This is a genomic window from Methyloterricola oryzae (assembly GCF_000934725.1).
Classification (GTDB): Bacteria; Pseudomonadota; Gammaproteobacteria; order Methylococcales; family Methylococcaceae; genus Methyloterricola; species Methyloterricola oryzae.
Map to the genome: position 1 here is coordinate 55,830 of NZ_JYNS01000012.1, position 13,888 is coordinate 69,717.

Sequence of the window (13,888 nt, forward strand, 5' to 3'; positions counted from 1 at the left end):
CAAATCCACATCAAATCCATGACACTATCGCAGTCGGCGCCGCCAGTGGTGCCAGGCAGTTCCGGTGGCTCAGGCGGAGCGGCTTGCGTCGACCAGGCAAGTTGCGATATTCCGCAACCCGAGTGCGGGCGGGGTCCCTGCGCCTTGGGCGACGCCGACTTCCTACCGAGCGCAGCGACCTTCAGGCTCTGCCTGGTGCTGGATGCCCTGCCCGCCAATGTCGCGGTGCTGGACCGATCCGGCCGGATCGTCTCAGTCAATGAGGGCTGGCGCCGCTTTGCCCGCGACAACGGCGGCAATCAGTTCATCGCCGAGGGTGTCAACCTGGATTACCTCAAGGTTTGCCGGCAGGCACAGCAGGACGGCGACACCACAGCCGGTCTTGCGGCGGAGGGCATCGAGGCGGTGCTTTCCGGTCGGCAACGTCAGTTCAGTCTGGAGTATCCCTGCGATTCGCCGCAGCAATACCGCTGGTTTTCCATGAAGGTCACCGCGTTTGGCGAGATGGCCTGTGACGGCGCAGTGGTGCTGCATTTCGATATTACCGCGCAGCGCCAACTGGAACTGCAGACGGCCAGGCAGCGCGACATGCTGGCGCGGGAATCACGCCTGCACGGAATCAGCGAACTGGCCTCAGGTATAACCCATGAAATGACCCAACCCTTGACCGCCATGAGCTATTACTGCGACGCGTTGCAGACGGCGCTAACCCCATTCAACCACGAGCTGGCCGCCGACCTGGTGGTCCGGGTACGCAATCAGTTGAACCGGGCCATGGAAGTCGTGACCCATCTGCGCAGTTTCATGCGGCGCTTGCACCCGGATGTAGCGGATATCAATGTCCATGGACTGGTGCAGCAGGTTTCGGGGCTGGTGGACAGCTTCGCGCTGGACCACAAGTGCCGCCTGAGTATCGCATTGCCGCGCGATCTGCCGCAGGTTTCAGGCGACGCCGTGCAGCTGCAGCAAGTCCTCGTTACTTTGCTGCATAATGCCATTGAGGCCAGCGCTTCGGTTCAGGGTCAGGCACCCACGGTGGAAATCACCGCGGCATCCCTGATGAACTGGGTCCGCATCAGCGTCCTGGACAACGGACCGGGGATGCGGGGCACGCCCGCGGAAAACATCTTCAAGCACATGCAGGCGGATAACAGCGGACGTCTGGGCCTGGGGCTGAGCATCAGCCAATCCATCATCAAGGCCCATGGCGGCGAGTTGTGGCTGGACGCGGGCAATACGCAGGGCAGCTGCGTCCATTTTACGCTGCCAGTGGCGGGAGATTCCCATGAAGCATGACCCAACCGTTTTTGTCATCGATGACGACGACGCCGTGCGCGACGCCCTGAAACTGTCGCTATCCAGCGCCGGTTATCGCGTGGTTTGCTACGCCAACGGCGAGAACTTTCTCAATGGTTACAATCAGGAAATTCCAGGCTGCCTGTTGCTGGATTTGTGCATGCCGGGGATGGACGGCTTGGCGGTGCAGCAAGAACTGCTCCAGCGCCACATCAATCTGCCCATCATCTTCATGACCGCCTACGGCTCGATTCGCGATTCCGTGTCAGCCGTGAAGGCGGGGGCGCTAGACTTTTTGGAAAAGCCCGTTTCCGCGGCGGTACTGATCGAGCGAATCAGACAGGCGCTGGAACTGGATGCCCAACAACGCGCATTGCAGAATGGCAAGGCGGATATCCGCGCGCGCTACGCGCGGTTGTCGCCGCGCGAACGCGAGATCATGGCCTTCATCGCCGAAGGCAAGTCCAGCAAGCAGGTCGCCCAGTTGCTGGGCATCAGCCCGCGCACCGTGGATGCGCACCGGGCGCGCCTGATGGTCAAGATGCGGGCTTCGTCCCTGGCCGAACTGGGTTCCTTATGCGCCCAGTGCGGGAGCACGCCCCCCCTGTCTTCATCCGCAAGCTCTTCGCCTTTCGGAGACGCTCTAAGCTGACACCAGCCCCGGCACCCCTGAGCCACCGGATCATTCCCGGTCTTCGGCACCTACAGAGTCGCCTTCCACTTCGGCAAACAGATCCTGCTGGGCCCGCGTCACCCGGTCGCCCACGCGTAGAATGCCGCCCCGTAGCACTTCCGCCGTAACACCCCCATGCCCACGCATAGCGTCGTAACCGCCCGGGCCCAGGCTAGCTTCCATACGACTGCAGGGGTGGCAATGGCCGCTGATACGCAGCAGGACATCGCCGATGCTCACCAATTGCCCCTTTAAGGCCAGCAGGTTGATTCCGGCAATCAGCAGGTTACGGCGCAGCTGCGCGGCTTCCACGGGTTGTTCGAGCAGGGCGGAAATCACGCTCAGGTGCTCCGCCTGAATCAGGGTGATCTGACGTTGGCGATTGTAGCGTCCGGCAAAATGATCGCCCTCCAGCCCACTTGAGGGGTCAACGCGCGCTTCCGCGGCGGTGAGCAGCGGCGCCCGGCGCGCCGGGCGCAGGCCGATCCACACCAGGCGGCCCTGGCACCTGCCATTGTTTTCCAGAATGCTCACGCGCAAATTCCGTACTAAAGCGAAGATCATGGGCCGGCAGCACATTTCGCGGCGCGCGTCTTGCGTCGCATGACCTGAAAAAACGGGCCGCCGAGCTTGAACCATTTAGCGTCTAACTGGAATCTACCAGCATAACTACCACGCCTCAATGTCCGCCTGCGCCTTGGCGCGAGCACGAGTAGTGGTGTGTTTTTGCCTGGTGAAATCGAAACCGCCGCATCGCGGCCAGGAGGACTGCCATGGCTACTCTGCTCAACGTGGTTCCGCATGCTCTGGTTCTGCTTGCATGCGCGATTGGCGGCATCCTGTCCTACGTGCCGGGCAACGCACATGCCCGGGAGCATGTCGTCCAGGTTGTCAGCAACAGCTTCCAGCCCGCAAACCTGACCATCCAGGCAGGCGACACGGTCCGCTGGGTTTTCCAGAATGGCCTGCACACCACCACCTCGGGAAGCGGCTGCAGTTCCGACGGACACTGGGATTCCGGAAATGCGGGTGCCGTTTCCAGCTTCATCCATGGCGCCACTTTCAGGACGGCAGGCAGCTTCCCCTATTTCTGCAAGCCCCATTGCACGCTGGGCATGACGGGACGCATCACCGTGACGGCAGCCGCCCCGAGCGCATCCCCCACGCCTAGCCCGGCGGGCTCGCCGGTTCCCGGCGCATCAGCCTCGCCCAGCGCCACGCCCGGAGCGAGCGCCTCCCCGACACCGTCCACGGCTCCGGCAGCCGGTTGCGACCCGCTCAGCAACCCGATCCCTAACGCCATCGGCGCCAGCTCCAGCAGTGACGCATCGCTGGTGACAATCGTCGCTGCGGGCCAAGGCCTGGTTTCCCCCAACTGGGGTATTGCCGCACCCGGCGATAAACGGCATCTGTTCGTCACCGATACGGTCGGAACGCTATGGGCGATCGACGTGAAGACCGGCAGCAAGAACCTGGTGCTGGATGTTTCAAACCTTCTGGTCAGCGATCTGGGACTGGCGATTCCGGCTGTCCCGGGTTATGACGAGCGCGGCCTCCTGGGCGTGGCCTTCCATCCCCGCTACCAGCGCAACCGCCTGTTGTATCTCTACACCTCCGAGCCCTACGATGCGGGGAGCCTGGCCGACTTCACCCTGTCCGGCCTGTCCGCCGGATCGGCGCCCAATCACCGCACGGTGATTTCCGAATGGCGGATCGATAATCCGCGGGCCGCGCAACCCGTGATCAGCGGCGGCCGGCGTGTCGTGTTGCGCATCGACCAACCCCAGCTCAACCACAATGGGGGAGCGCTCAACTTCGGCCCTGACGGATTCCTCTATGTCGCCCTGGGTGATGGCGGCAGCGCCAATGACCAGGACGCCATCGGCGGACACAACGCCGGCATCGGCAACGGCCAGGACCGCGCCACGGCGCTCGGCAAGATCCTGCGCATCGATCCGACCAAGCGAACCTCAACCAACGGGCAATACGGCATTCCGCGCAGCAATCCCTATTTCGCACGCGGCAGTCGTGGCGGAGACGCAGGATGCCGGGCCGACGGCCTATGCGACGAGATCTTGGCCTACGGTTTCCGCAACCCCTACCGGTTCTCCTTCGACAAGACCAAGGGCAGCTTGCTGGCGGGCGATGTGGGGCAGAACGCCATCGAGGAAGTGGACTTCGTACTCAAGGGTCGCAATTACGGCTGGCGATACAAGGAAGGTAGCCTTTTCTTCAACCCCAATGGCAGCGACGGCAGCGGCGCCGCCTTCGTCAGCACAGGGAACTGCGCCGGAGCCCCGGACTCAGGCCTGACCGACCCCATTGCGCAATATGACCACGACGAGGGCATCGCCATCGTCGGCGGTTTCGTCTATCGGGGCAAAGCCATCAAGGGCCTGCGCGGCCAGTATGTATTTGGCGACTACGCGCGCAGTTTCGGTTCCGCCGATACCAGCGGGCGCTTGTTCAGGATAGCTGGCGGCCAGTTGAAGGGCGGGGCCCTGCCCTTGCGCACTATCACCGAGCTGAACCTGCGCGGCGAAACCAGTGTCGGCATGTCCCTATACGGATTGGGACAGGATGCCAAGGGCGAGCTTTATGTCATGGGCAATACCAGCGGGGTGCCCGCTCCACGCGACGGCAATGGCGCTTATCTGGCAACTGGCGTCATCAAGAAGCTGATTGCGCCGGGCGCGACGCAGTCGCCATCCCCATCGCCCTCCGCCTCGCCCAGTCCGTCAGGCAGTCCGGAACCATCGGTTTCACCCAGCCCCTCGCCATCCAGCAGCCCGGAACCCTCGGCCTCGCCCAGCCCGACACCTGCCGGCATCTCGGAAACGAGCGTGAGGTGAGCGGGATGCTCAGCACTCTCTTCTTCTGGTTCCCACGCGGAGCGTGGGAACCTTGGACTGGACGCTCCGCGTCCTTAGACTGGCGCGGAGGACCGGGCTTTGCCGCTCCCACGCGGAGCATGGGAGCGAGGATGAGCGCTTCAGGGCGCGGAGCTTGACTCTCCCACGCAGAGCGTGGAAACGGGCTCCAGCATTATCAATCCCGCTGCGCCAGCGCTCCCGGTGTTTCCAGATATTCCAGCAGGGCTGCGATCTCGCTCTTGTCCAGCTTCAGATTGGGCATCATCACCTGGTTAAACTGGCGATACAAGGCCACGGCCACCGGGTCTTTCCGGGCTAACATCGCCGCCGGGTTCTCCAGCCAGCGCTCCAGCCAGGCACGGTCGCGCTTGCGCGTCACGCCGGCCATGCCCGGGCCGATGCCGTCCTGGTTGCTCAGGCTATGGCAGGATGCGCAGCGTGAGTTGTAAAGGCGCTCGCCCTTTCCCTGCACCGGCACTTCCGTGGCGGAGGCGTAGCTGAGCCGATTCGCACCGGCATGGGTGATCTGGGGCAAAGTGCTGCCCAGCATGCGCGCCAGCAGTTTTGGCTCATCGAAGGGCGAGCGCTTGATCCAACGCCCGGTGGCTTCGTTGCCGACGATCAGGCTGATGCTGTGGCCCGCCATCTTGCGGCCCTCGGCGTCGTCGCGGTAAAGCCCCAGCTTCTTGCGCAGCAGGGTGACGTCCTCCGCCTTGCCGGTGAGGAAGGTCCAGCCCGGCCCCACCTTGAACTTGTCGGCATAGGTCTTGAGGCTGGCGGGTGTGTCATGCCTGGGGTCGATGCTGATGGAGTAGAAGAAGACATCCTTCCCCATCCGCTCGCCCAGCATCTTTTGCACCCGCTTCAGATTGGCCGTTTCCACCGGACAACTCTCGGTGCAGCCGGTGAAGATGAAATTGATGGCGACGACCTTGTCCTTGATGAGATCGTCGTAGAAACGGACGCTCTGCCCATCCTGGGTCTGGAGCGTCACATTGGGAAAATAATCGCGCCCCCAGGGAGAGCCCTCGGGCGCGGCCCGCGAGGGGCCGCTTCCGAGGATCATGCCCAGCATGAGCGCCAGCCACAGCCCCGCGCGGGGGAGTGCAGTGCGGGCTTGCAACATACCGGCCTCCTTCGCGATCAGGGCAGGGTCGGTACGATGAAGCCCTGTGCCGCCTGGGTGTCGCCGTTCAGGTAGCTCGGCAGCGTATAGGTATCCTCGTACCAGGCGCCGTTCCAGTCCATCATCGGCGTCGGAATGGCGAGCAGGTTCTGGCTGCTCAGCTTGAGGTCGCCCTTGCGCTGGCTGTCCCAGCGCAGCAGCATGGCGTTGTCCTCGTGCTGCGTATTATGGCAGTGCTCCACGTAGGTGCCGATGAAGTCGCGGACCCGGATCGCCACGTCGATCTGGCGGGAGGAATTCACCTCGGAACCGATACGGTAGACGTCCTTGCGGGCATACTGCTCCCACAGGGGCGGCTTCTTGCCGTCGCGGTAAAGGATGCGGCCTTCCTCGAAGTGGATGTGGGCCGGGTGGCTCCAGCCGCCGCCGGAACCGTTGATCAGATGCCAGATCTCCACGCCGCCCATCTGCGGAGCCGCCGACACCAAGTGCGAGTCCGCCGACACCGGGGTGTCGCGGTCGACCTTGATGGTCCAGGGCTTGCCGTCGGTGCCGCCGCCGGACTTGCCGAATTCGAAGCTGCGGTGCTTGGCAGAATTCAATTCCGTCGTGGTGAACTTCGGCAGGGGTACCATTTTCAGTTTGCCGGGCTCGTAGTCCGCCGGCTTCATGCTGTAGTCCGCCTGGCCCGAGGGCAGGGCATGCACGCGGAACTCCATGAACTTGCCCACCACCGGGTCGCCATTCAGTCCATCGGCCCTGTATTTGCCGCTGAGCACGTCGGCCAGGGGGATTTCCCCGTTGGGGCGGATGCCCGAGGTGTGCTCCATCAGGTTGACGAAATAGAGTTTCTTGCCCACATAGTTCTTGAAATCGACAACGATGTCATAGCGCTCGGCGATGGCCTGGGTGGGCAGGTCCTGGGACTGGCTGTTGGGGAAGGGGATGGCGTGTTGCATGATGTTGCCGTCGTTGGCGATCATGTGGAAGGGCACGCGCTTGCCGGCGCTGTCCACCAGGGCGATCTTCACATAGCGCGAAACGCTGCCATTGAGAATGCGGAAGCGGTAGCGGCGGGCGCGCACATCCACGAAGGGCTTGTACTGCCAGTTGACGGTCATCTGGTCGCCCAGGAACCCGTCGGTGTTGAAGGGGTTGAAGAAGAGCTGGCCGTTCGCGCTCCAGGCCTTGTCGGCCACCACCAGGTTCATGTCGTAATCGCGGTTGCCCCAGTCCAGATTGCTGCCGCTGGGCAGGCACAGGTTGATGTTGTTGGGGTCGGTCGGCTTCGCGTAATGGCAGCGGTAGCCCGGCTTTCCGCCGCCGTCCAGCGCTTCGTTCGTCGACTTGGGCTCGCGGCCGCGGTCGACGGAACTGTAATAGTTCATCATCGCCGCGTTGCCCTTGTAGACGTTCTGGGCGGTGTGGTCTTCCATATGGTCGTGGAACCAGTGGCTGCTCATCACCTCGCCCGGATCGCCCGGAATATTCGTGATTCCGCCATTGCCATCGGGCGCGCCGGCGCGGGGATCGGTGGCGGCGGTGTTGATGGAATCATGGCCAGCCAGGATCATGGGCCAGCGGTAATCGTAATACTGGCCGGGATAGGAATAGGCGTGCAGGAAGCCGTCGCTCTCGCCCGGGTTGTGGCCGTTGTGCTCGTGGGTGGTGATGGTGTGGATGCCGAAGCCGTTGTTGGCCGCATCGGAAATGGGCAGCGCATTGTGGTGGCGGAACAGGATGGTCTCCCCGTAACGCGCCATCAGCAGCTTGGGCGGCAGGGTGCCGTCGAAGGTCCAGACCGACTTGGGGTCCTGCTCCGGCATGGAGGGATGGATGCGGATGCCAATGCCCTTGGTGGTGCCGTCGAAGGCGTGATTCAGCTTTGGGTCGTTGAAGGAATAGACGGTGTTGTAATACAGGCCGCCCGGGCCGAACTCGCCCGCGTTATAGTGGTGTCTTTGCCACTGATCGCGCAGGCCACCGTTGCCGCGCGAGCCGGACATGGCGCTCTGGAAGAAGATCTCCGGCTTGAATTCGTCCCAGCGCTGATGGCCGAACCACTCACCCGGTGGACGTGCATCCATGACCGTGTTGACCACGCCGGGCAGACAATCCTTCACCTGAGCGTCCCACGGATTGGCGTGATTGCCGTAATCGGAAAATTCGGCCGGCATCGGGTACAGGGACTTGGCCAGGAAGGTATCGAGGGCTGCGCCGCTGGGCGTGGTCGTGCAGCCTTTGGGATCGCCAGCAGTTTTCACAGGGGCCGGCATCAGCGTATCAGGACTGGCCTCGCTGGTCGGCATGGGGCGCGTGCCGAACTCCTCGAACTGCAGCAATTTCTGGCTGAAGGCGGTAGCGCCGAACAGCGGGCTGCGCGGGGCGTCGGTCGGAATGTTGAAAGCCGCCAACGCGGAATCCATGCATTGGCCCATCAGGCCAAATACAGCGAGCGTCACGGCCTTTGCCACGCGATCGCGGTGACGGTGAATCTGGTTCATAAGCTGTTGCCTCTTCAATGTTTATGTTTGGTAAGGGTCGCTTTGCAAGGCACGGGATTCCGGAACACTTGCGCTTCTGCCCATGCGGAGTAGGAATAAATCTCCGACCCCGAATGGCCTTACGACATTTGTATTTTTAGCGTCGTGCTTACACGACAGCACAAGGCGTGCCAGCTCGATTTATACTGATCAATCAATCGCTTAAGATTGGTAAAATTCCCATACGGACTTTATGTAAAAAGTTATGACTGGGTAATAGCCGCAAGAAGGCTTTGCTGGAAGGCGTGACGCCAGGAACAGCGCGGCTTCACAACAGTGATGGCATTTAAAACAAGGTGATATGGATTTGTGACACTTCAGACCGTTGGTCCGCTACCTGGTGTCGCAGTGACTCAGGCACCGGGTTGATTTCTGTGGGAAGGGCCTAGCGGCGGGGCTTCTGCGGGATATCTGACTCAGTGCCCGCGGCAGCGAGCACCGCGTATCCGTAAAGTGCCGTATACGGGTAAATCTCCTTACTTGACCACGGACTCATACTCCCACGCAGGGCATGGGAGGGAGCACTATCTTTCTGATTCTGATGCTCCACGCGGAAACCCCTTGCGGGAGCTCCGCGTCCACGCTAGCGCCGGGCTTGCCGCTCCCACGCCGAGCCTGGGAGCGAGGCTCGTTCGATGAAAGCACCAGGCAAGAAATAAGGCGGTGCAACCGGTTTCGATTGCACCGCCCAAGGGGTGTTGGTCAGGGCAAGGCCAGATGGCCTTGTCAAGCGCATGGAGGGTCGATTTACAGCGTGCCGGTGCGGGAACCGCGTCCACCGCTGGAGGTGGTGCAGCCCACGACCATGCTCTGCGTGGGAACCAGAGCGTGTAAGGGATAGGACCTAAGGCTCTCCGCAGGCCCGCGCGTGGCTGGTTTCCAAGGTCTTGTCGTTCTGGATGATGGTCAGTTCAACCGTCTGGCACTGGCCGGCGTCGGGCTTGCCCACGGCCTCGCCGTAGACCTCGAAATCCGCGTAGACCGCCTGCGCCTCTCCCAGCTTCCAGGCTCCTTGTACCACACCACGGCGCACGCTCTTGAACTCCTCGTTCTTTGGCAGGACGCCGGCTTCTCCGCTCGCCCGCCGGATACGCCCTTCCCCACAGGCTTCCCAGGTTTCCGAATAGCTCAGGTTCTGGTAGGTCACCAGCAGGGTCGCGCAGGCGCCACTTTCACCGGGGCTGTAGTCCACAACCACCGCCTCGCCGTTGAAATTGCCGGCGACAGGCGCCTCGGGCTTGTCCTCCGCCACCTTGGCCAGCAAAACCTGGGATGCCGTGAGGGCGTAATCGTCCGGCGGCGATTGCTGCGGCGCGCGAAACACCAGGGGCTCGCAACCCGCCGCCAGCAAAGCCAGCAGAAAACACCCTCTCCGCAGTGTCCATTTCAGGCGACCCATCGTTTCAACTTCCTCCATTCGGCAAGATCTTCGTTCACCCGCTTTCCCAGGTTCCGCCACAAGAATTCACTGGCTATCCGCCAGCACCTGCGTCAAGTCCACCTGATGGGGCCTGCCCAACAACTTCTTCAGGTACTCAATCACCACGATGGATTCCAGATCGCCCCGCTGCGTACCCTTACCGGACTGATCCGCGCCGAGCAGGGCATCCGTCTCAACCGCGTTCAACAGCCCGCGCTGTCGCGCCTGCTTGCCAAGTTGCGTCAGGTAGTCGGCGGCGATCTGCTTCAGGCGCGGCTCGGGCAGCGACTGGATCGCCTTGAGATGGCGCTCGACGCCTTGCAGGTCGGTCAGCTTGGGATGTTCGACGATCTGCTTGAAGGTCGCGCCATAGCGGGCCAGCCCCGCGTGAATATGTTCCGTCTTCACCATGTTGATGCCGCTCCAACCCGCGCTCAGCCACTTGAACACACCCAGGCGGACCCGCCGTTGGGGCGTCGGGGATTCCAGATAGAGGGCCACCGAGCAGGAGTCGTACATATAGGTCTTGGCCCAGCCGATGCCGAAGTGATTGAGCCCGGTTTCTCCCGTATAGAGATAATCCCAGCGTTCGTCCGGCCCCACGATCAAGCCCTTCCTGCCCACGCCGGACACACCAGTCTGCTTGGACAGGCTCAGCAGCAGGGGCCGGCCCTGATAGCGGGTCAGGATCACGGTTCGGGCCAGGTCGTAGTCGTAGTAGGCGCCGGTGGTCTGGTCCGGGGTATTGACCAGATGCTCCACCCCGGTGAAATGGGCCGGGGCCTCCGGAGTCCCGCGCCTCTCCCAGAGCCTCGGGAGTTTGCCGCCATCGGCCTCCACCCGGGTCCAGTCGGCGCGGCGCAGCGTCGAAGGTGCGGTGAAGACCTCAGGCACGTCCGGGCTGTAGGTGAGCCTCAGCAGATGCTCCATGTCGCGCCCGACGTCCGTTTCGTAATAGGCGGAGACCAGGCCCTTGGGATTTTCCGGGTGAAAGAGGGCCTTGCCCGCCTTGGCTTGTTCCAGGAAACCGATCAGCCCATGAAGGCGCTCCACGCTGAGACTCGCCGGGTTTTCCCTGTCAGGCCCGACAAAGCGCAGGGCATAGGCGAGTTCGCTGTTCACCTGGGCGGGAACGGCCGTCTCGGTCATCGCTTGAACTGGGGTGACCCAGAGCAGGGAGAATATGAAGCTGAGTGTTAAATGGCTAAGTCCTGGTTTCATGGCGCTGAGGCACGATCACGGTAGCGAAGCATAGGCCCAGGCGAAGCACAGGGCAACCCGCTGCGACCTGACTGCGCCTCGATCGGCGAAAATCCGGTACAATCGCGCGCTTCCTTCCATTCCCGGTGATTGCCTTGAACGAATTCAGTAGCTTGCACTTTCCGCCCGAATGGGCGCCGCAGTCGGCGGTGCTCATCGCCTGGCCTTATGCCGAGGGCGATTTCAGCCACTGGCTGCCCGCCGTGGAGGAAACCTACAGCCTGATCGCCCAGGCGGTGGCGGCGCGGCAAATCCTCATCGTCGCCTGCCGCGACGCGGCCCACGCGAAGCACATCGAAACCCGCTTGACGGCAAAGGGCGTAGACCTTGCCGCGGTGCGCCTGGTGACTATGCCCTACAACGATGTCTGGGTGCGCGACACCGCGCCGCTGACCATCGAGACGGACCAAGGCCCGAGACTGCTGGATTTCCGCTTCAACGGCTGGGGCAACAAGTACGAACATGGGTCTGACGCCGCGCTCGCCCGGCGCCTGCACGAGAGCGGCGTGCTGGGTCAAACGCCCCGAATCCCTGTGGATTTCGTGCTGGAGGGCGGGAGCCTTGAGACCGACGGCGCCGGTACCCTGCTGACCACGGCCCGCTGCCTGCTGAATCCCAATCGCAACCCGCAGTGCAGCCACGAGCAGATCGAGGCCCAGCTCAAGCAGTCTTTCGGTCTGGGACGCATCCTCTGGCTGCATCACGGCCATGCCGAAGGCGATGACACCGACGCCCATGTGGACACCTTGGCGCGCTTCTGCGACGCGAAGACCATCGCCTACACTGCCTGCGACGACCCGGCGGACCCGCTCTACCCGGACCTGCAGGCCATGGCCGAGGAACTGGCGGCCCTGCGTCGGGCCAATGGCGAACCCTACCGCCTGGTGCCCCTGCCGATCCCGGCGCGCATCGACAGCGAGCACGGCGAGCGTTTGCCGGCCACCTACGCCAACTTCCTCGTCATCAACGGCGCGGTGCTGCTGCCGGTCTATGGCGACCCGGCCGACGGGGCGGCCGCCGAACGTCTGGCTGCCTGCTTCCCCGGGCGGGAGATCGTCGCCATTCCCTCCACGCCGCTGATCCGGCAATATGGCAGCATCCATTGCATGAGCATGCAGTTTCCAAAATCCATAGCAATCGCAGCGAAATGATGAACGACACCCTGACCGTCGCCCTGGTGCAGCAGGCCTGCGGCGCCACCCGCGAGGAGAACCTGGCCGAGTCCATCGAAGCCATCCGCGAGGCCGTCGACAATGGCGCCGAACTGGTACTGTTGCCGGAACTGCACCTGGGGCCTTATTTCTGCCAGGTGGAGGACACCGACAACTTCGACCAGGCGGAACCCATACCGGGGCCCACCAGCGAAACCCTGGGGCACCTGGCGCGGGAACTGGGGGTGGTCATCGTCGCTTCCCTGTTCGAGCGGCGCGCGCCGGGGCTGTACCACAACACCGCGGTGGTGCTGGAGAAGGACGGAACGCTCGCGGGAAAATATCGCAAGATGCACATCCCCGACGATCCCGGCTACTACGAGAAGTTCTATTTCACCCCCGGCGACATCGGCTTCAAGCCCATTCAGACCTCGGTAGGCAAGCTCGGCATCCTGGTCTGCTGGGACCAGTGGTATCCGGAAGCGGCGCGCTTGATGGCCCTGGCCGGTGCGGACCTGTTGCTCTACCCCACCGCCATCGGCTGGAACCCGGACGACCCGGAAGATGAGCGCCTGCGCCAGCTCAATGCCTGGATTACGGTGCAACGCGGCCATGCCGTGGCCAACGGCCTGCCGGTGCTGTCCTGCAACCGCATCGGCCACGAGCCCGACCCCAGCCCGAACAGCCGCGGCATCCGCTTCTGGGGGAACAGTTTCGTGGCGGGACCTCAGGGCGAATTCCTGGCCCAGGCCAACGCCGAGGAACGGCGGGTGATGATCGTGGAGATCGACCGCGCCCGCTCTGAGGCGGTGCGGCGCATCTGGCCCTTCCTGCGCGACCGCCGCATCGACGAATACGGCGGACTGGTCAGACGCTTTCTGGATTAGCGCCGAAGACTCCTTCGCGGCGTTTCAGGCAGCTCCCCTTATTTGGGCGAGGTCAGCTCAACGATGAGCAATTCCGCCTCGCCCTGTCCCACGTTCTCGATGGTCATCCACGTCCCCGTCTCCCAGAACACCTCGCCCGGTCCATAGACGTGGGCCTCGCCGCCCTCTTCCATGCGCACCTGCCCCTTCAGCACGTAGCGCGGCCCTGGCCCTTCGTGGGTGTGCAGCGGGGTCTTGTAGCCCTGGGCCAGAGTCACCCGCAGCAAATTGGTCTTGAGCCGGTTCGTAGGCAGTTCGATCTGCCGCTCCAGCAGGGGCGCGCGCGTCAGACCCTCGGGGGCAGGTTCGTCGGCCAGGAGGGCCGGCGCGGCAACAGCCAGGCAGATGCTAAGAACACAGGCACGCTTCATCCACTGTCTCCAGGAAATACGGGGAATGCGCGGCGGCGCGGAGGTCTGGTCCGGCCCGCGCCAGCCGCTGTTCAATTTGACTCGATCGGTGGTCTATTATCCGGCGGGAGACGCAGCCCTGCCAACTGAGCGAGACCGCCAGGTTGAAAATCGACTTGGCAACTTACGGCGTGACCTATTAAACTCAGGAACTTGCGAATTGCCCCCGCGCACAGGCACCGCCTGGAAATGCGCAAAAACGGCCAGCAC

Annotated in this window: 11 protein-coding genes; 5 read left to right on the forward strand and 6 right to left on the reverse strand. The window is 63.1% G+C overall.

Annotated elements, in window-relative coordinates:
• Positions 1-18: 18 nt before the first annotated feature.
• On the forward strand, positions 19-1,296 hold the full coding sequence (locus tag EK23_RS15280) for a sensor histidine kinase (RefSeq protein ID WP_158002522.1): 1,278 nt from the start codon (positions 19-21) through the stop codon (positions 1,294-1,296).
• The gene (locus EK23_RS15285) at positions 1,286-1,948 is read left to right on the forward strand and encodes a response regulator transcription factor (RefSeq protein WP_045226253.1); all 663 of its coding nucleotides are present in this window, start codon (positions 1,286-1,288) and stop codon (positions 1,946-1,948) included. Before EK23_RS15280 ends, EK23_RS15285 begins: the two co-directional genes overlap by 11 nt.
• A 30-nt stretch (positions 1,949-1,978) precedes the next feature.
• On the opposite strand, the gene EK23_RS15290 is transcribed toward EK23_RS15285, so the two are convergent.
• Positions 1,979-2,503 carry an MOSC domain-containing protein gene (locus EK23_RS15290; RefSeq protein ID WP_235282104.1) on the reverse strand — a complete coding sequence of 175 codons (525 nt, stop codon included), beginning with the start codon at positions 2,501-2,503 and terminating at the stop codon, positions 1,979-1,981.
• Between the two features lie 239 nt (positions 2,504-2,742).
• Here EK23_RS15290 and EK23_RS15295 point away from each other — a divergent pair, with 239 nt between their 5' ends.
• Positions 2,743-4,821, forward strand: a complete 2,079-nt coding sequence (locus EK23_RS15295; protein ID WP_052808227.1) for a PQQ-dependent sugar dehydrogenase — start codon at positions 2,743-2,745, stop codon at positions 4,819-4,821.
• Positions 4,822-5,017: 196 nt separating this feature from the next.
• On the opposite strand, the gene EK23_RS15300 is transcribed toward EK23_RS15295, so the two are convergent.
• The 4 genes from EK23_RS15300 to EK23_RS15315 form a co-directional block, all read right to left on the reverse strand.
• A complete protein-coding gene (locus EK23_RS15300; protein WP_052808228.1) occupies positions 5,018-5,968 on the reverse strand; it encodes an SCO family protein in 951 nt (316 codons plus the stop codon).
• 17 nt (positions 5,969-5,985) lie between these two features.
• Positions 5,986-8,472: a multicopper oxidase domain-containing protein gene (locus tag EK23_RS15305; protein ID WP_052808229.1), complete on the reverse strand. Its 2,487-nt coding sequence runs from the start codon at positions 8,470-8,472 to the stop codon at positions 5,986-5,988.
• Positions 8,473-9,355: 883 nt separating this feature from the next.
• Positions 9,356-9,910, reverse strand: a complete 555-nt coding sequence (locus EK23_RS15310; protein ID WP_145998689.1) for a hypothetical protein — start codon at positions 9,908-9,910, stop codon at positions 9,356-9,358.
• A gap of 66 nt (positions 9,911-9,976) precedes the next feature.
• Positions 9,977-11,080: a hypothetical protein gene (locus EK23_RS15315; RefSeq protein WP_235282105.1), complete on the reverse strand. Its 1,104-nt coding sequence runs from the start codon at positions 11,078-11,080 to the stop codon at positions 9,977-9,979.
• Positions 11,081-11,286: 206 nt separating this feature from the next.
• Here EK23_RS15315 and EK23_RS15320 point away from each other — a divergent pair, with 206 nt between their 5' ends.
• Both EK23_RS15320 and EK23_RS15325 read left to right on the forward strand, forming a co-directional pair.
• The gene (locus tag EK23_RS15320) at positions 11,287-12,342 is read left to right on the forward strand and encodes an agmatine deiminase family protein (RefSeq protein WP_045226315.1); all 1,056 of its coding nucleotides are present in this window, start codon (positions 11,287-11,289) and stop codon (positions 12,340-12,342) included.
• The gene (locus EK23_RS15325) at positions 12,342-13,229 is read left to right on the forward strand and encodes a carbon-nitrogen hydrolase (protein ID WP_045226316.1); all 888 of its coding nucleotides are present in this window, start codon (positions 12,342-12,344) and stop codon (positions 13,227-13,229) included. Before EK23_RS15320 ends, EK23_RS15325 begins: the two co-directional genes overlap by 1 nt.
• Before the next feature lie 38 nt (positions 13,230-13,267).
• On the opposite strand, the gene EK23_RS15330 is transcribed toward EK23_RS15325, so the two are convergent.
• Entirely contained in the window at positions 13,268-13,639 is a 372-nt protein-coding gene (locus tag EK23_RS15330) for a cupin domain-containing protein (protein ID WP_052808230.1), read from the reverse strand.
• Between the last annotated feature and the right edge of the window lie 249 nt (positions 13,640-13,888).

Excerpts from the sequence above, each read along its gene's own strand:
- EK23_RS15315 (WP_235282105.1), bottom strand. The coding sequence starts at position 11,080 with ATGACCGAGACGGCCGTTCCCGCCCAGGTGAACAGCGAACTCGCCTAT.
- EK23_RS15280 (WP_158002522.1), top strand. The coding sequence starts at position 19 with ATGACACTATCGCAGTCGGCGCCGCCAGTGGTGCCAGGCAGTTCCGGT.
- EK23_RS15325 (WP_045226316.1), top strand. The coding sequence starts at position 12,342 with ATGAACGACACCCTGACCGTCGCCCTGGTGCAGCAGGCCTGCGGCGCC.
- EK23_RS15310 (WP_145998689.1), bottom strand. The coding sequence starts at position 9,910 with ATGGGTCGCCTGAAATGGACACTGCGGAGAGGGTGTTTTCTGCTGGCT.
- EK23_RS15305 (WP_052808229.1), bottom strand. The coding sequence starts at position 8,472 with ATGAACCAGATTCACCGTCACCGCGATCGCGTGGCAAAGGCCGTGACG.
- EK23_RS15300 (WP_052808228.1), bottom strand. The coding sequence starts at position 5,968 with ATGTTGCAAGCCCGCACTGCACTCCCCCGCGCGGGGCTGTGGCTGGCG.
- EK23_RS15285 (WP_045226253.1), top strand. The coding sequence starts at position 1,286 with ATGAAGCATGACCCAACCGTTTTTGTCATCGATGACGACGACGCCGTG.
- EK23_RS15330 (WP_052808230.1), bottom strand. The coding sequence starts at position 13,639 with ATGAAGCGTGCCTGTGTTCTTAGCATCTGCCTGGCTGTTGCCGCGCCG.
- EK23_RS15295 (WP_052808227.1), top strand. The coding sequence starts at position 2,743 with ATGGCTACTCTGCTCAACGTGGTTCCGCATGCTCTGGTTCTGCTTGCA.